This is a genomic window from Nocardioides insulae DSM 17944 (assembly GCF_000422825.1).
GTDB lineage: Bacteria > Actinomycetota > Actinomycetes > Propionibacteriales > Nocardioidaceae > Nocardioides > Nocardioides insulae.
This window is the reverse complement of the sequence record NZ_AUGU01000014.1, coordinates 523,692-539,531: the sequence shown is the minus strand read 5'-3', so window position 1 is coordinate 539,531 and position 15,840 is coordinate 523,692. Positions and strand designations below refer to the sequence as shown.

At 70.0% G+C, this 15,840-nt stretch carries 17 protein-coding genes and 1 riboswitch; of the genes, 3 read left to right on the top strand and 14 right to left on the bottom strand.

Annotated elements, in window-relative coordinates:
• Positions 1 to 122: 122 nt before the first annotated feature.
• Both G515_RS19905 and G515_RS19900 read right to left on the bottom strand, forming a co-directional pair.
• The gene (locus G515_RS19905) at positions 123 to 1,391 is read right to left on the bottom strand and encodes a glycosyltransferase (RefSeq protein ID WP_051217947.1); all 1,269 of its coding nucleotides are present in this window, start codon (positions 1,389 to 1,391) and stop codon (positions 123 to 125) included.
• The gene (locus G515_RS19900) at positions 1,388 to 1,978 is read right to left on the bottom strand and encodes a TetR/AcrR family transcriptional regulator (protein WP_084653188.1); all 591 of its coding nucleotides are present in this window, start codon (positions 1,976 to 1,978) and stop codon (positions 1,388 to 1,390) included. Before G515_RS19900 ends, G515_RS19905 begins: the two co-directional genes overlap by 4 nt.
• Before the next feature lie 136 nt (positions 1,979 to 2,114).
• Here G515_RS19900 and G515_RS0106690 point away from each other — a divergent pair, with 136 nt between their 5' ends.
• Complete coding sequence (locus G515_RS0106690) at positions 2,115 to 2,510, top strand: DoxX family protein (protein WP_036554436.1); 396 nt, start codon at positions 2,115 to 2,117, stop codon at positions 2,508 to 2,510.
• A gap of 29 nt (positions 2,511 to 2,539) precedes the next feature.
• On the opposite strand, the gene G515_RS19895 is transcribed toward G515_RS0106690, so the two are convergent.
• From G515_RS19895 to G515_RS0106645, 9 genes are all read right to left on the bottom strand, one after another.
• The gene (locus G515_RS19895) at positions 2,540 to 3,517 is read right to left on the bottom strand and encodes a phosphatase PAP2 family protein (protein ID WP_051217946.1); all 978 of its coding nucleotides are present in this window, start codon (positions 3,515 to 3,517) and stop codon (positions 2,540 to 2,542) included.
• 162 nt (positions 3,518 to 3,679) lie between these two features.
• The gene (locus G515_RS0106680; RefSeq protein WP_028659538.1) at positions 3,680 to 4,465 is read right to left on the bottom strand and encodes an ABC transporter ATP-binding protein; all 786 of its coding nucleotides are present in this window, start codon (positions 4,463 to 4,465) and stop codon (positions 3,680 to 3,682) included.
• Entirely contained in the window at positions 4,462 to 5,520 is a 1,059-nt protein-coding gene (locus G515_RS0106675; protein WP_245565265.1) for a FecCD family ABC transporter permease, read from the bottom strand. Before G515_RS0106675 ends, G515_RS0106680 begins: the two co-directional genes overlap by 4 nt.
• A 2-nt stretch (positions 5,521 to 5,522) precedes the next feature.
• The gene (locus tag G515_RS0106670) at positions 5,523 to 6,539 is read right to left on the bottom strand and encodes an ABC transporter substrate-binding protein (protein ID WP_028659536.1); all 1,017 of its coding nucleotides are present in this window, start codon (positions 6,537 to 6,539) and stop codon (positions 5,523 to 5,525) included.
• Positions 6,540 to 6,593: 54 nt separating this feature from the next.
• A riboswitch (cobalamin riboswitch) is annotated at positions 6,594 to 6,775 on the bottom strand.
• Positions 6,776 to 6,845: 70 nt separating this feature from the next.
• Positions 6,846 to 7,712, bottom strand: a complete 867-nt coding sequence (locus tag G515_RS0106665; protein WP_028659535.1) for an HpcH/HpaI aldolase/citrate lyase family protein — start codon at positions 7,710 to 7,712, stop codon at positions 6,846 to 6,848.
• A gap of 94 nt (positions 7,713 to 7,806) precedes the next feature.
• Positions 7,807 to 8,178, bottom strand: a complete 372-nt coding sequence (locus G515_RS23900) for an MmcQ/YjbR family DNA-binding protein (RefSeq protein WP_028659534.1) — start codon at positions 8,176 to 8,178, stop codon at positions 7,807 to 7,809.
• A 149-nt stretch (positions 8,179 to 8,327) separates the two neighbouring features.
• Positions 8,328 to 9,869 (bottom strand): class I adenylate-forming enzyme family protein, encoded by a 1,542-nt coding sequence (locus tag G515_RS0106655; protein ID WP_051217945.1) that lies wholly within the window; start codon positions 9,867 to 9,869, stop codon positions 8,328 to 8,330.
• 2 nt (positions 9,870 to 9,871) lie between these two features.
• Positions 9,872 to 10,858 (bottom strand): phosphotriesterase family protein, encoded by a 987-nt coding sequence (locus tag G515_RS0106650; protein WP_028659532.1) that lies wholly within the window; start codon positions 10,856 to 10,858, stop codon positions 9,872 to 9,874.
• 143 nt (positions 10,859 to 11,001) lie between these two features.
• Positions 11,002 to 11,553: a PadR family transcriptional regulator gene (locus tag G515_RS0106645; protein ID WP_028659531.1), complete on the bottom strand. Its 552-nt coding sequence runs from the start codon at positions 11,551 to 11,553 to the stop codon at positions 11,002 to 11,004.
• Positions 11,554 to 11,657: 104 nt separating this feature from the next.
• Here G515_RS0106645 and G515_RS0106640 point away from each other — a divergent pair, with 104 nt between their 5' ends.
• Positions 11,658 to 12,632, top strand: coding sequence for an NAD(P)H-dependent flavin oxidoreductase (locus G515_RS0106640; RefSeq protein ID WP_028659530.1), 975 nt, complete (start codon positions 11,658 to 11,660; stop codon positions 12,630 to 12,632).
• A 131-nt stretch (positions 12,633 to 12,763) separates the two neighbouring features.
• Here the strand turns inward: G515_RS0106640 and G515_RS0106635 are convergent, their stop codons facing one another.
• Positions 12,764 to 13,858: a DUF475 domain-containing protein gene (locus tag G515_RS0106635; RefSeq protein WP_028659529.1), complete on the bottom strand. Its 1,095-nt coding sequence runs from the start codon at positions 13,856 to 13,858 to the stop codon at positions 12,764 to 12,766.
• A 90-nt stretch (positions 13,859 to 13,948) separates the two neighbouring features.
• On the opposite strand from G515_RS0106635, the gene G515_RS0106630 reads away from it, so the two are divergent.
• The gene (locus tag G515_RS0106630; protein WP_028659528.1) at positions 13,949 to 14,590 is read left to right on the top strand and encodes a class I SAM-dependent methyltransferase; all 642 of its coding nucleotides are present in this window, start codon (positions 13,949 to 13,951) and stop codon (positions 14,588 to 14,590) included.
• 55 nt (positions 14,591 to 14,645) lie between these two features.
• Here G515_RS0106630 and G515_RS0106625 read toward each other — a convergent pair whose 3' ends face one another.
• Positions 14,646 to 14,912 carry a heme exporter protein CcmD gene (locus tag G515_RS0106625; RefSeq protein WP_028659527.1) on the bottom strand — a complete coding sequence of 89 codons (267 nt, stop codon included), beginning with the start codon at positions 14,910 to 14,912 and terminating at the stop codon, positions 14,646 to 14,648.
• Positions 14,909 to 15,814: a mycothiol conjugate amidase Mca gene (gene mca, locus G515_RS0106620; RefSeq protein ID WP_028659526.1), complete on the bottom strand. Its 906-nt coding sequence runs from the start codon at positions 15,812 to 15,814 to the stop codon at positions 14,909 to 14,911. The genes G515_RS0106625 and mca overlap by 4 nt, the downstream gene beginning before the upstream one ends.
• Positions 15,815 to 15,840 lie beyond the last annotated feature (26 nt).

Here is a 15,840-nt window from a genome sequence, read left to right as displayed (position 1 = left end):
TTGTTCGTCGCATGGCTGGTCAATGACGTCGCCGGCCACAGGTAGCCGGCGGAACGTTCCCTCACCGAGCTTGCTTCGAGCGCGCAGACCCGACCTTGGCACTCCGCAGAACTCGCGGGGTCTCAGGCTGGTTCCGGTGCTGGGCGCCGCCGCCCCGGAAGTGCCTCGAGCTCGGCAAGGAGCTGTCCCGAATCGATCTCCGCGCGAACCCGTGCGCCGAGCGCGGCAGCGCCGGTTCGTATCACCGGATCGTCGAGTGCTGTGCGCACGGCGGCGCTGAACGCGGCCGCATCCGACCGCTTCGACACGACGTGCGCCACGCCGTGCCGCACGGCGCGAGCCGCGTTGTCCGGCTGGTCGCGCCCGAACGGGACGCACAGCATCGGCACCCCGGCCGCCAGCGCCTTCATCAGCGTGCCGTGTCCTGCATGGGTGACCACGAGATCGGCGCGCGGAATCAGCGAGCCGTGCATCGCTGTCTGCACCACCACGACGTTCGGCGCCGAGGGCACCTCAGCGGGATCGATCGCGGGCCCGGTCGTGATCACCGCGCGTACGGACAGCGAGGCGAGCGCCTGAGCGAACTGTCGCAGCACCTCGGACTGCGCCATGTACGAACTCGAGAGCCCCACGACGACGAGCGGGTCGTCTCCGGGCGGAAGCGGCACCTCGGCCTCGGAGCGGAGATCTTCGAGCACGGGCCCCACGTAGCGGACATTCGGCTCGTTCGCCGGCGGGTCATCGAAGGCGGACGCCGTGAGCATGAGCACCCGCTCGGCATGCCCCCACTGGTCCCACAGGTGGCGCAGTGGCGCGAGGCCGTGAGTGGCGCGAGCGGCGTTGAGACTGCGTACGCCCGATCGCCAGAGCAGGTTCGTGGCGAGGCAACCCGCGCGATCACGAAGGTGGCCGAGCGGCCCGCGTGCGGGCGCGATGCGTCCGAGAGGTGGGCGCGCGGGGGATGGAACGAGGTAGACGGTGCCATGGAGCACAGCCGCCGGCACGCCCCTGGCCTCGGCGCCGACCAAGGCGCCCAGCAGCACCCCGTCGGCGAGCACGGCGTCGAAGTGCTGCGCGTCGAGGGCTGCGACCACGTCCGCGGCGAACAGGCCGGCCGGTCCAGCGACCAGGCGGTCGCGCGCACGCAGGAAGGCACCGATCGGCGTGCGGCATTCCCAGTCCTTGAGCACATCATCATCGAGTGAGGTCGAGACCCGCTGCGGCGCCGTGGGCCAGGGCCGGTGCACCGCTCCGGTCGCACCGACGTCGGCCGCCAATGTCGCGTCGCCGTACACGACAACCTCGTGACCGCGCGCCACGAGCATGCGTGCGACGCCCAGATTGGGTGGCGTCGCGCCCCCGCCGTCCCAGATCGCGAGCAGGTACCTCATGGCGCACCCTGCGCCCAAGCACCCACGATCAGTCGCCGGAGCACGGCAGCCGTCGCTTCCGGTGTGTAACCGAGGTCGCGGCGCAACAGCTTCCAGGTGCCCACGTCGGCGGCCGCGAACAGGGCGGCGAGGACCTCATCGCGCACCGCTTCCTCAGTTGGCACAAAGGGCTCGAACGTCTCCCTCAGCCACGAGCGCTGGTGGGCTCGCGCGCCGTCGAGCAAGGGCACCATGGACGGAACCCGTTCAGAGTCGGCAACGAACCACCAGTTCACGTCGCCGAGGTGCTCATATTGGCGCATCAGCGCCGCTATCGCTCCGTCGATGTCTCCGGGCTCGACGTGGCCGCGCAGTTCATCGACATCGGTGCCGAGTACTTCGGCGGCGGCGGTCAGCATGCCCTCTTTCGAGCCGAAATGATTCAGCAGCGTCTGCACGGTCACCCCGGCGGCGTCGGCGATCTCCACGAGGGTCACATCGGCGTAACGCCGGTCGGTGAACTGGTCGCGTGCGGCGCGGATCAGGCGCTCGCGGGTGCGTTCGACAACGACCGATCGTCGGGCCATGTCGTATTCACGCGCTGGCATAGCAAGAGACTGCTCCCGATTTGACTGGCACTCAAGTCAAAACTGGGATAGCAGTCGAAGCGATCGCCGCTGGACCTCTCCTGATCCGATTGGGCAGACCACTTCGCACCGGCTCTGGAGTCTGCAAGACTCCGGCATGGCCCTCGCCCAGAACCTCGCCCGGATCGCCCTCGGCTCGATCATGGTGGGGGCCGGCCTCACCCATCTCACCGTGGCGCGGGAGGAGTTCCAGGCGCAGGTCCCCGACTGGTTCCCGGTCGACGAGGACATCACCGTGGTCGCCTCGGGGGTGGCCGAGATCGGTCTCGGGGCGGCGTTCGTGGCCCTACCCCGGCATCGGGGGGTGATCGGAGCGCTGCTGGCGGCGTTCTTCGTCGCGATCTTCCCCGGCAACATCGCGCAGTACGCCGAGGGCACCGACGCGTTCGGGCTCGACACCGACCGGAAGCGGTTCATCCGACTGTTCTTCCAGCCGGTCCTGGTGGTCTGGGCGCTGTGGGGCGGAGGGCTGCTCGGGCGGCGCGGCCGCTGACCCCGCCGTACCGACCGAACGGGCCCGTCCTACACGGCTTCGGCCGACTCCTTCTCCGGTTCAGGGTCCTCCGGGCGCCGCTCGCGGCGACGCTCCCAGACCCGCCAGAACGCCATCACCAGCGCGACCAGGAGGCCGCCGGCGATGGCGTCGACGACGTAGTGCTCGGCGTAGTAGACGAGCATGAACGACATCGCGAGGGGATAGAGCAACAGCAGCCACCGCCACCTTCCTCCCAGCCGGCCGATGCACCACCAGGCCACCAGGATCGCGAGGCCGGCATGCAGGGAGGGCATCGCCGCCACCTGGTTGCCGACGGCCGAGACCTGATCGTGGGCACCGCCGCCACCACCGGAGCCGGTGTCGAACCAGCCGCGCCCGGTGATCCGGGAGATGTCCTCGGTGAGATAGCCGTCGCGCGAGGCCATCCAGGGCGGCGCCATCGGATAGAGGACGTAGCAGACCACGCCGAGGGTGATGACCGACAGGTACCGGCGCATGTAGCGGACCCAGGCGGGACGACTGCGTTTCCACAGGTACGCCGCAACGCCGATCGCGGCGAAGAAGTGGGAGTAGTAGACCGTGGTCAGGACGACGTCGTACCACCGCGGAGGCAACGCCCGGTCGCACGGCACCCCGCACAGCTGGGCCTGGAGGGCCTCGGTCGGGAGCGTCCCACCGAAGAGCCAGCGGTCGGCCTCGATCGGCTCGGTGACGTGTACGCCGACGATGCCCAGGTCGTCGGAGAGACCGCGGCTGTACAGGTAGACGGTGAACACGACCAGCGGCGGCCACCAGTCGCGCAGGAACACCAGATGTTCCCGCAGCGGCCGGCGTACGTCCCAGGCCACCGTGCCCAGGTAGATCCACAGCACGCCCTCGAGCGTCTGCTTCGGCAGTCCGAAGAGCTGGAGGTAGACGAACATCGCGCCGACGAAGGCGAGCAGGCCTGCCACACGCACCGCATCGACCGGGCGCGTGGTCGTCCTCTCCGCCTCGAGGGTCACCGGACACCTCCCCCGACCAGCAGAGTAGTGGAGGACGGGCATCGCCCGGTCCGGCCGAGCGCGGACCTCACCCAGATCGGGGCATCGGTCGCGAGACACGGCTCGCGTTCGGCGGAGCGGAGAGCGCCCGTGGCGACCTGCACGACCAGCCGCTGCGAGAGGTCAGCCGGCCGGTGAGGGGCTCTGTTCTCCGGCCGCGAGGAAGCGGACGTGCAGACCGTCCTCGTCCTGCACGACCCGCGCGGGCACGCCGTACACCTCCTCGATCAGGGCCGGGTCCACCACCTCGGCGGGCGGCCCGGCGGCGGCCACCCGCCCGCTCTCGAGCACCACCACGACGTCGCAGAACTCCAGCGCGAGATTCAGGTCGTGCAGGGCCATCACGACGGTGGCGGGAGCCCGGCGGACCATCCCGAGCAGGCTGAGCTGATGCCGGATGTCGAGGTGGTTGGTCGGCTCGTCGAGCAGCAGGACCGTGGGTTCCTGGGCCAGTGCCCGAGCGATCTGGGTGCGCTGCCGCTCACCACCCGAGAGGGTGGAGTAGCGACGCTCGAGGTGTTCGGTCACGCCGGTGACCTGGGCAGCGCGCAGCACCGCCGCACGATCGGACCGGGACTCCCCCGACCACCGTCGCCGGTGCGGGATCCGGCCGAGGTCGATCACCTCGCGCACCAGCGGATCCTGATCGGTGTTGACGTCCTGCTCGACCAGGGCCAACCGACGGGCGATGTCCCGGCGCGGCAGGTCGGCGAGGTCGTCACCGCCCAGCCGGATGCTCCCCTCCGCCGGGGCCCGGAGGCCGGCCAGCAGCCGCAGCAGGGAGGACTTCCCCGAGCCGTTCGGGCCGAGCAGCCCCATCGTCGTCCCGGGGGCGACCTCCAGGCCGACCCCGTCGACGACCCGATGACCATCGATCGACCAGGAGACCCCCTGTGCGGTCAGGCTCATGCGCGCCGGCCCTTCCGCATCAGGATCACCATGAACGCCGGTACGCCGACCAGTGCCGTGGCGACCCCGACCGGCATCTCCTGCGGGTCGATCACGGTCCTGGCGGCGGTATCGACCCACACCAGGAAGAGCGCGCCGAGCAGCGCCGCGGTCGGCAGCAGCAGCCGGTGCCGGACCCCCACCAGGGCGCGGGCGGCATGCGGCAGGACCAGACCGACGAAGCCGATCGCACCCGACGTACTCACGATGACGGCCGTGATCAGCGCGGTGACCACCAGGAGCAGCACTCGCGCCCGCGTGACCGCGACACCGAGCGAGGCGGCGGCGTCCTGGCCGAAGGTGAAGGCGTCGAGCACCGAGGCGTTGAGCAGGCAGATCACCAGCCCGGCGCCGACCAGGACGCCGCAGACCGCGACATCGAGCCAACTGGCCGAGGCGAGAGAGCCAAGCAGCCAGAACAGCACTCCCCTGGTCTGTTCGGCGTCGGCGGAACTGAACACGATGAAGGAGGTGAGCGCGGAGAACAGCTGGGTGGCCGCGATCCCTGCCAGGACCACCCGATCGGTCGTACCGCCCGCCACGTGAGCGAGCAGCAGCACCAGGGCGAAGGCTCCGACCGCCCCGATGAAGGCCCCGCCGGTCAGGCCGATCGACCCCGCCCCGGCGCCGAGCACCACGATCGACACGGCGCCGGTGGAGGCTCCCGAGGAGACGCCGAGCACGAAGGGGTCGGCCAGCGGGTTGCGCAGCAACGACTGCAGGATCACCCCGCAGACCGCGAGCCCGGCGCCGCACAGGGCCGCGAGCAGGGTGCGCGGCAGCCGGAGGTCCCACACGATGCCGTCCTGGATCCGGGAGAGGCCCGACTCCCCGCCGGCCAGCTTCGCCCACACCACCCTCCCCACGTCGGTGGTGGTCAGCTCCGAGGGGCCGATGGTGATGGCGACGGCCACCGAGGCGACCAGCACGAGCCCCGCGACCAGCCACAGGCCGACCGCGCCGCTCATCCGCAGCCGCAGCCGCAGCCGGGGCGACCCCTGCGCTGGGGCGAGCACGGTCAGCCGGCCAGTCCGAGGGCGCGCAACTGCGCGGCGACGTTCTCGGCGCCGTACACCGTGCGCAACGACGGGTTCATCTCGGCGCCGGTGAGCACGACGTACCGCTCGTTCTTGACCGCGTCCATCTCCCGGGTGACCGGGTTGGACTCCAGGAACTCGATCTTGGCCTCAGCGGTCTCCGCGGTCTGGCTCTTGCGGGTGAGGTCACCGATGACCAGGACGTCCGGGTCGCGGTCGGCCACCGTCTCCCAGTTGATCTGCGGCCACTCGTCCTTGGTGTCGTCGAAGACGTTCTCCAGCCCGAGCGAGTTCGCGATCACGCCTGGGGCGCCGCAGCAGCCGGCCATGTACGGCGACTCGTCGTTGGCGAACCAGAACAGCGCGCTGGTGCCCTCCGGCACCTCCTGCTCGGTCGCCTCGGCCAGGCGGCCCTGGAGGTCGGCGACGAGCTCGTCACCCTTCTCCTCGACGTCGAAGATCTCGGCCAGGTCCTCGATCTCCTGATAGACCGATTCCATCGTGAAGGGCTCGGTCCGGGTGCCGTCCCCGGCGCCCTCCTCCTTGCCCACGCAGTCGCTGGGCGCGATGTAGGTGCCCACGCCGAGGTCCTCGAACTGGTCCCGGGTCGCCACACCGCCCTCCCCCAGGGTCGAGACGAACGACGCCGTGACGAAGTCCGGCTCCTCGGCCAGGACCGCCTCGAAGGACGGCGCGTTCTCAGCCAGCCGCGGGATGTCGGCGTTCGCCTCCGCGAGCGACGGCAGGATCGGGTCGGTCCAGGTCGCCGTACCGACGATGCGGTCGCCCAGGCCGAGGGAGAGCAGGATCTCGGTCGACCCCTGGTTGAGGCTGACCACCCTCTCGGGGGGACCCTCGACGGACACCTCCCGGCCGCAGTTCTTCACCGAGACGGCGGACTGAGCGGTCTTCGAGGCGCTGGTGTCGGCCGCGGCGTCGCAACCGGCGACGGTGAGCGCGAGCAGGGCGGTGGACAGCATGACGGTCGTACGACGCATGTCGGGTTCTCCGAGGTCTGGGGCTCGTACGCGAAGCCCGGTGCGACCCCACGGCGGTCGCCGGGAGGGCCAGCAGGTCTTCGGACTCGGGTTCGACCACCTCGGAGCGTCTTCCCAGGCCTCTCGGCCCAGTGACGTCGTGCCCCGGGTGTCACCCACACCGCTGCGCGTCAGTCCCGGAGTCTCACCGGGTTCCCTCACCCCTGGCGGGGTTGACTGGCACTCGGGACCGTAACAGTCGGGCCCCGCATGAGAAAGACCCGGTCCCCATCACGGCGACGGGGACCGGGTCTTGTGCGAGACGCCTCAGGCGGGCTGGATCCGGAAGACCTCGGCCCGGCGCTTGATGGTGGCCGCCCGAGCGAGGCGCGGCTTGTCCGAGCCGTCCCGGATGACCCGGCCACCCTCCTCGAACTTCTGCAGGAACTCGAAGGCCCAGGCCACATCGGAGGGCGAGGGCGCCATCGTCTCGTTGATGACCGCCGCCTGATCGGTGATCAGGCACAGCTTGCCGGTCATGCCCATCGCGACCGCATCCCCCACCTGCTCGCGCAGCACGGTGTGGCGGCTGTCGACGGTCGGCCCGTCGACCGGGCCGGGCAGGCCGGCGATCCGGCTCGCCAGCACCAGCTTGGTCCGCGGGTAGGCCATCGCGAGCGGCGTACTCTCCGCTCCGGTGTCACGCCGGTAGTCACCGCTGCCGAACGCCAACCGGTAGGCGCCACGCGCCCGGGCGATGTCGGTGGCATCCTCGATGCCCAGCGCCGACTCGAGCAGCGGGATCACCGGGGTCTCACCACCCAGGCGCTGGAAGGTGTCGGTGACCTGCTCGGCGGCCTCGGCCTTGGCGAGCATGACGCCCTTCAGACCGGGTACGCCGGCCAGCGCCGCCACGTCGTGCCGCCATTCGGGCGTGGTCCAGTCGTTGATCCGCACCCAGGCCTGTCCACCCCCCTGGAGCCAGGTGACGACGTTCTCCCGAGCCTGGTCCTTGAAGGAGGTGTCGATCGCATCCTCGATGTCGAGGATGATCTGGTCGGCCTTGCCCAGCTGGGCCGGGTCGAAGGCCTCCACCTGGCGGGCCGAGACCAGCTGCCAGGCTCGTGCGTCGTGGCCGCCGACACGCAGGGCCTCGCGGTCCGCTCGCTGCTTCGCGAGCTCATTGCTACTCATGAATTCTCCCTTGTCTGCCAGGAGAAGATTACTAACCCTCGCTGTGAGCCTCGCACAGCGAGTCGCGACCGAGGAGTAATACCCGCCCCCCCGCTCAATCCCGCGGCTCGGGACGATCCACCAGCGCCACCAGCCTGGCGGGGGCCTGGAGGCAGTAGGAGTCGGTGAGCAACTCGGCCACCTCCTCCCAGTCGACCAGCTGCTCCAGGAGCAATCCCACCGCGTTGCCGCCCACGACGAAGTAGGGCTCTCCCAGGTGCCGGAAGGCCAGCACCTCATCCGGCTCGGCCCGGAAGGTCAGCCGGAACAGCTGGTCCTCTCCCCCGAAGACGTGCGCCACCGTCGCCTGCCGCACCCGCCACCTCACCCCGGTCCAGGCGTCCTCCTCGTAGCACTCCGGCAGGCGGGTGAGGGTCGCCCTGATGCGCAGCACGAGCTCGAGAGGAACCGGGGGTCTGCTCGCCACGCTCCCAGTCTGCCGGAGGGACTCACGTCCGACGTCCGGCTGGATGGGACGTGAAACGCCCGCACGGGTCAGCCACCGGGAGATGGAGGGGCAGGGGACGGCGGCCTCTCCCGAACCGCCGTCCCCCACCCGATCGTGGGGTGCGGGCCTCAGCGGCCCCGCACCGGAGCCCCCCAGGTGGTCTGGTCGCGCAGCTGGCGCTTGAGCAGCTTGCCACCGGGGTTGCGGGGAAGGGGCTGGTCGACGACTTCGAAGAACTGCGGCACCTTGAAGTCCGCCAGTCGCTCGTCGAGGAAGGCCAGCACCTTCTCGGTGTCGAAGTCGCCGGGTCCGGTCGGCACGACGACCGCTCCGACCTTCTCCCCCATCACGTCGTCGGGTACGCCGACCACGGCCACCTCGGCGACGCCGGGTGCTGCGGCCAGGGCGTTCTCGACCTCGACGGAGTACACGTTCTCGCCGCCGCGGTTGATCATGTCCTTGGCCCGGTCGACCAGGTAGACCAGGCCGGACTCCTCGACCCTGGCCAGATCGCCGGTGTGCAGCCAGCCGTCGACGAAGCTCGCCGCGGTCTGCTCCGGCTTGTTCCAGTAGCCGGCCACCACGTTGGGGCCCCGGATGAGCAGCTCACCCACCCCGGAGACCGGGTCGGCGTCCTTGATCGCCAGGTCGCAGACGGGCGCGGCGAACCCGACCGAGTCGGAGTGGTCGACGGCCCAGTCGTGGGGCAGGTAGGTCGAGACCGACGACGTCTCGGTGAGCCCGAACCCGTTGCCCAGCCCGGCATTGGGGAACCGCTCGGTCAGCTGGGCCACGATGGCGGGGGCCATCGGCGCGCCGCCGTACGCGACCCGCGTGATGGCGCTGACGTCCAGGTCGGCGAACTCCGGCTGCCGCATCGCCAGCGCGTAGATGGCCGGCACGCTGGTGAGCGAGGTGATCCGCTCCTCGGCGATGACCCGCAGGAAGGTGCGTACGTCGAAGGAGGGCATGATCACCGTGCAGCCGCCATGCCGCAGCTGCGGCAGCAGCTGGGAGGAACAGCCCGTGACGTGGAAGAGCGGCACCGAGACCAGGCTGCGGGTGGTGTGCGCCAGGTCGCGGTCGATCCCGCTGACCCGGATGCCGGTCTCGATGTTGGAGAGCAGGTTCTCGTGGGTGGTCATCGCACCCTTGGGGAACCCGGTCGTCCCCGAGGTGTAGAAGATGACCGCGACGTCGTCGAGCGCGAGATCCTCGACCACCACCGTTTCACCGTCGGGCAGCGGCTCGTCGTCGCGGAAGACGTGGCTCGCACCGGAGTCCGCCAGGACGTAGTCGATCTCCGGTGGCGCGAAGCGGGTGTTGACCGGAACGACGATCGCTCCCGCCAACTGGCTGCCCCAGAAGGCGAGCACCCAGTCGACGCCGGCCGGCAGCACGATGGCGGTCCGGTCGCCCCGCCGGATGCCGGCGGCGCGCAGCCCGCCGGCGACCCGTCCGGCACGCTCCCACAGCTGGGCGTAGGTGAGGCGTTCCCCGCCGACCTCCACGACGGCCTCGGCGTCGGGCCGCGCGGTCACCGAGGCGTGCAGCATCGCCACGATCGAGTCGGGCAGCCCGGTGTAGTGGGCGACGCCGCGCTCGTCGCGCTCGATGCCGGACAGGTCGAACGGTGCCGCCCCGCGCGGAAGCGGGGTGGGGGTGCTCACGATCAGGCGTCCTTGGCGAAGTAGCGGCGCGGGTTGTCCACCAGCATGGTGGTCAGCTGCTCCTCGGTGACACCCTGCTCGCGAAGGGCCGGCAGGACGTCGTTCGGGATGTGCAGGAAGTGCCAGTTGGGCGCCATCTCGGCCATCATCGCCTGCGAGGTCTCGCCGGCGAAGAAGTCCATGAAGCAGGCGGCGTCGTGAGCCAGCACGATCCGGTCGGCGTATCCCTGTCCGCAGAGGTCGGCGATCGTCTTCACCCGGTCGGCGGTGGTGTTGTAGCTGTCGATGCCGAACCGGTCGCAGCCGATGGTGGCGCCCTGGTCCATGATCCACTTCAGGTAGTCGAGGTCGTTGGAGTCACCGGCGTGGCCGATGACGACCTTGGTGAGGTCGACCCCGTGCTCGCGGTAGAAGTCGATCGCGAGCCGACCGGTCTGGTGGGCAGCGTTGGTGTGCACCGTGATCGGGACACCGGTGCGCACGTGCGTCTCGGAGATCGCCGCCTGCACCCGGGTCTGGTCCGCGGTCAGGCCCCGCTCCTCGACCACGCACTTGAGGAAGGCCGCCTTGACGCCGGTCTCCGCGATGCCGTTCTCGATGTCGTCGACGAACATCCGGACCATCGGGTCCACGCCGTCCGGGCTCAGCGCCGCGGAGTGGTAGGTGAAGAAGTGCGGGATCTCGTCGAAGGTGTACAGCCCGGTGGCGGCGACGATGTTGATGTCGACCGCCTCGTTGACCCGCTGGACGCGCGGCAGGTAGCGACCCAGCCCGATCACGGTGGGGTCGACGATGGTGTCGACGCCGGCCGCCTTGAGGTCGGTGAGCTTGGTGATCGCGTCGGTGACCCGCTCCTCCTCGTTCCACCACTCATGGCCGAAGTTGTTCATGACGTCCGGCGTGGTGATGAAGACGTGTTCGTGCATCAGCGTGGTGCCGAGCTGATCGACCGGCACCGGTCCGCGTACCGTCTCGACGGCGTTGACCATCTCTTCTCCTCCAGGATCGACGTCAGGGGTGGCTCACCGGGCAGACCGAAGGTGGTGTGACCGGCGGCACACCCGCATCCTGACCGAACGATCAGACAGTGGCTAGGGCGATAGCGGACACCACATCGGCAAAATCGGCCACCTCAGCGGGAAGCCCCCACCTCCGCGGAGAGCCGATCCAGCTCGACCAGGGTGTCGCGACACCACTGCGCCAGGGTGACCTCCAGTTCGATGCCCGCCTGGAGCACCCGGTGCTGCAGCACCGCGCGCCCGTCGGGGGCCGGGGAGAAGTCGCGCGCCTCGATCTCGCGGTACGACGCCAGGTTGGCCTCGTGCAGGGCCAGGTGGTGCTCGACGGGGGCGCGCACCGCCTCGGGGTCACCCAGCGCGGCCGCGGCGCGGAGCTTGACGTAGAGCGCCTCCCGGCGCGTGCTCAGCGGCTCCGAGTCCCCCATCCAGGCCCGCAGCGCCTCGCTCCCCGGTGCGGCGATGGCATACCGCTTCGGCTGCCCGCGGCCGGGCACCGGCTCCGCGGTGACGAGCCCGTCGGCCGCGAGCCGGTCGAGCTCGCGGTATATCTGCTGGTGCGAGGCCGGCCAGAAGTGGCCGATCGAGCGGTCGAAGCGCCGGGACAGCTCGAGGCCGGTCGCGTCACGCTCGGTGAGGGCGGTCAGGATCGCGAATCGGAGGGACACCCGGACACTCTATGATGTTTCTGCAAGGAGTTGCATAAACGCGGCTGCTCGACGTACTTTGCTGCTCGGCTTCTCTCGTCCCGTTCCCTTCCTGGAGTGTGCGCATGTCTCTTCCCGAGGTCCTCACCCGCCCGCTGACGCTGCCCGTGCTGGCGTCGCCGCTGTTCATCAGCTCCGGCCCCGAACTGGTCGCCGCGCAGTGCCAGGCCGGCGTCATCGGCTCCTTCCCGGCGCTCAACGCCCGCCCGGTCTCGCTGCTGGACGACTGGCTGGCCCAGCTGCGTGAGGAGAACGCGGCCTACGCCGCCGCCCACCCCGACGAGATCGTCGCGCCGTTCGCGGTCAACCAGATCGTGCACCGCACCAACGACCGGCTCGACCAGGACATGGCGCTGGTGGTCAAGCACGAGGTGCCGGTCGTGATCACCTCGCTGGGCGCACGCGAGGAGATCTACGACGCCGTGCACTCCTACGGCGGCATCGTGCTGCACGACGTGATCGACAACCGGTTCGCGCACAAGGCGATCGAGAAGGGCGCCGACGGCCTCATCGCGGTGGCCGCAGGAGCCGGCGGGCACGCCGGCACGCACTCTCCCCTGGCGCTGATCCGCGAGATCCGCGACTGGTTCGACGGCCCCCTGGCCCTCTCCGGCGCGATCGGTCACGGCCGGTCGATCCTGGCCGCGCAGGCAATGGGAGCCGACCTGGCCTACATCGGCTCGGCCTGGCTCACCACCCCGGAGGCCAACAACTCCGCGGACTACAAGCAGATGATCCTCGAGAGCGGCGCCGACGACATCGTCTACAGCAACCTGTTCACCGGCGTGCACGGCAACTACCTGCGCGGCAGCATCGTGGCGGCCGGCCTCGACCCGACCGACCTGCCGGTCTCGGACCCGTCGAAGATGAATTTCGGCTCCGGCGGCAACACCAAGGCCAAGGCGTGGAAGGACATCTGGGGCTCCGGTCAGGGCATCGGCCCGCTCACCGAGTCGCTCCCGGTCAAGGACCTGGTGGCCAAGTGGAAGCGGGAGTACGACGAGGCCCGCTCCGACCTGCTGAGCACCCTCGGGGTCTGACCTCCCCGCGCAAGCCTGAACCACCCGATCGAGTCGGCGTACCCGGTACGCCGACTCGATCGCATTTCCACCTCCGGGCGGCGTACCGCCGCGCCGAGGACAGAGGCCCGGGGCGGCGCAGCGGGGCCGGATCAGGCGTGCAGCTTCTCCCGCTGCTCCTCGGGGATCCTCCGGTTGCGGATCACCGAACTGGTGACCGCGGCCCCGATGAAGACCACGCCGATCAGGCCGGTGACGATCTCGGAGATGTGGAGATCGGGGTTGATGGTGATCAGCATGATCACCGCGAGCGCGCCGATCGCCCAGTGGGCGCCGTGCTCGAGGTAGACGTACTCGTTCAGGGTGCCGCGGCGGACCAGGTAGACGGTGATCGAACGGATGTACATCGCGCCCACGCCGAGGCCGACCATGATGATGAAGATGTCGGAGGTGATGGCGAACGCGCCCACCACTCCGTCGAAGGAGAACGACGCGTCGAGCACCTCGAGGTAGAGGAAGAGGAAGAAGGCGGCCTTGCCGGTCGCCTTGACCGCACTGCTCGGCCCACCGGTCGCGACCACGCCGCCGGCGCCCTCCTCCTCGTCGATGCCCGCCTGTGCCAGGCCGCTCTGCTCGAACAGATTGCCCAGGCCGTTGACCAACAGATAGGTCACGATGCCCAGGCCACCGGCGATCATCACCGTGCCGGGGTCGGAGGCGAGGAACTCCGCAGCGGCGATCAGGGTGCCCAGCGCCACGACGACCGAGAGTTGGTCCAGCGCGCCGATCCTGGCCAGCGGCCGCTCGATCCAGGAGAGCCAGGTGTGCTCGCGATCCTCGAAGACGAAGTCCAAGAAGAGCAGGAAGAGGAACATCCCGCCGAAGGAGGCGATCGCCGGGTGCGCCTCCTCGAGATGGTGTGAGTAGGTGTCGGGGTCGTTGATCGCCAGATCCAGGGTCTCCACCGGGCCGAGATGGGCGGTCAGCGCGACCAGGAGCAGCGGGAAGACCAGCCGCATACCGAAGACCGCGATCAGGATGCCCACGGTGAGGAACATCTTCTGCCAGAACTCGCTCATCCGGTCGAGGATCTTGGCGTTGATGACGGCGTTGTCGAAGGAGAGCGAGATCTCCAGGATCGACAGGACCGCCACCAGCACGAACGCCGTGGGCCCACCGAGGATCAGCGCCCCGATGAGGGCCGCGGCGGTGATGCCGAAGGACCAGCCGAACGTTCTGAGAATCACGTGCTTCCTCACTGTGGATGGACGGTGTGGGCGGCGCCCCCGACAACCCTATGCCGGGCCGCGGCTCAGGCACGATGTCAGACTGGGCCGGTGGACTCCTCAGCCTGGGACGAGCGGTACGCCGGCACCGACCTGGTCTGGTCGGTCACTCCCAACGTCTTCGTTGCGGACCGGATCGCGGAGCTTCCGCCGGCCCGAGCGGTCGATCTGGCCGCGGGCGAGGGACGCAACGCGATCTGGCTGGCCTCCCGCGGCTGGGAGGTCACTGCGGTGGACTTCTCGACCGTCGGGCTGGACAAGGGCCGTCGGCTGGCGGAGCACCGCGAGACGTCCGGTTCGCTCAGCTGGGTGACCGCCGATGCCACCACCTGGCGCTCACCGGAGCCGGTCGACCTGGTGGTCGTGGCCTACCTCCAGTTGCCGGCCGCCGAACGGGCCCGGGCGGCCCGCGCCGCCTTCGCCGCGCTCGCGCCCGGCGGCCACCTGCTCTGGGTCGCCCACGATCTGACCAACCTCACCGAGGGGACCGGGGGGCCGCAGGACCCCGCGGTGCTGATGACCGCGGACGACGTCCTCGCGGATCTGGCCGAGGAGGCCGACGCTCCGGGCTACCGGGTGCTGGAGGCGGACAGGGTCGCCCGCCGGGTGCCCGCCCGGCCGGAGGACGGCCACGGTGAGGCCCCCGGACTCACCGCATGGGACTGCCTGGTCCACCTCGAGCGGTCGGCCTGAGGGCGCGTCCCGTCCCGATCAGGTGAACCTGAGCCAGCGGTGGTCGGGACCTCGGTCAGGACTGGTCGTGCCGCTGCTGCGGGTGGTCCCGGTCGCTGCCGCTGCCGCTGCCCTCGTCGTTCTCCGGGGCGTCGCCGAAGGCACCCGCCTTCTTGTTGCGCTCAGCCTTGCGCAGCTGCCGCACGAGACTCCACCCGAGCAGGCCCACCGCGACGCAGAGGAGCAGGAAGATGGCGAAGGCGGTCCAGCCCGCCTTGACGTCCTCGTCGGCCGGGACGGGGTCGGTGGCGAAGGACAGGAACAGGGGGAAGAGGTCGTTCATCGGTTCTCTCGATCGGGACTGATCCCCGCGAACAGGTCGCTCTCGGGGGTCACTGCGGGCACGTGGCTGACCACCAGTTCGAAGTCCTCGGTGGGCCAGACCTTCGCCTGGATCTCATGGGGCACGGCGAACCACCAGCCGTCGGGGTCGATCTGGGTGGCATGGGCCAGCAATGCCTGGTCACGGACGCCGAAGTAGTCCGAGCAGGGCACCCGGGTGGTGATCCGCGCATCCCACTCCGGCTCCGGCTTCCACTTCTCCAGCCGCTCGGTGTACGGCGACTCCAGCCCGTGGGCGAGCATCTCCTCGTGCAGCGCCAGGGCCTTGGGCCGGTTGAAGCCGTGATGGTAGTAGAGCTTGGCGGCCTGCCACGGGGCACCGAGTTCGGGACGCCACTGCGGGTCGGCCGCCTTCTCGAAGGCGAAAACCGACACCTGGTGGCACATGACGTGGTCGGGGTGCGGGTAGCCGCCGCGTTCGTCGTAGGTCGTGAGCACGTGCGGTCGCACGGTGCGGATCAGCCGGACCAGCGGCACCGCCGCCTCCTCGACCGGCGTCAGCCCGAAGCACCCTTCGGGGAGCGGGGGCTTGGGGTCGCCCTCCGGCCAGCCGGAGTCGACGAACCCGAGCCAGTCCTGGGTGACGCCCAGGATGTCGCGGGCCCGCTCCATCTCCTGGCGACGGATCTCGGCGATGTTGGCCCACACATCGGGGCGGTCCATCTTGGGGTTCAGCACCGATCCGCGCTCGCCGCCGGTGCAGGTGACGACGTGGACGTCGACTCCCTCGGCGACGTAACGGGCGGTCGAGGCCGCGCCCTTGCTCGACTCGTCGTCGGGATGCGCGTGCACGTGCATCAGACGGAAGCCCGCTCGGGGGCCGGCGGGGGGCTGCTGGGGCATGGGTCGATCTTAGGTGTCACCCTGGA

Coding starts and splice junctions, on each gene's coding strand:
- G515_RS0106690 (WP_036554436.1), top strand. CDS start 2,115: ATGGCCCTCGCCCAGAACCTCGCCCGGATCGCCCTCGGCTCGATCATG.
- G515_RS19905 (WP_051217947.1), bottom strand. CDS start 1,391: ATGAGGTACCTGCTCGCGATCTGGGACGGCGGGGGCGCGACGCCACCC.
- G515_RS0106625 (WP_028659527.1), bottom strand. CDS start 14,912: ATGAACGACCTCTTCCCCCTGTTCCTGTCCTTCGCCACCGACCCCGTC.
- G515_RS0106650 (WP_028659532.1), bottom strand. CDS start 10,858: ATGGTCAACGCCGTCGAGACGGTACGCGGACCGGTGCCGGTCGATCAG.
- G515_RS0106665 (WP_028659535.1), bottom strand. CDS start 7,712: ATGAGTAGCAATGAGCTCGCGAAGCAGCGAGCGGACCGCGAGGCCCTG.
- G515_RS0106640 (WP_028659530.1), top strand. CDS start 11,658: ATGTCTCTTCCCGAGGTCCTCACCCGCCCGCTGACGCTGCCCGTGCTG.
- G515_RS19900 (WP_084653188.1), bottom strand. CDS start 1,978: ATGCCAGCGCGTGAATACGACATGGCCCGACGATCGGTCGTTGTCGAA.
- mca (WP_028659526.1), bottom strand. CDS start 15,814: ATGCCCCAGCAGCCCCCCGCCGGCCCCCGAGCGGGCTTCCGTCTGATG.
- G515_RS0106670 (WP_028659536.1), bottom strand. CDS start 6,539: ATGCGTCGTACGACCGTCATGCTGTCCACCGCCCTGCTCGCGCTCACC.
- G515_RS0106680 (WP_028659538.1), bottom strand. CDS start 4,465: ATGAGCCTGACCGCACAGGGGGTCTCCTGGTCGATCGATGGTCATCGG.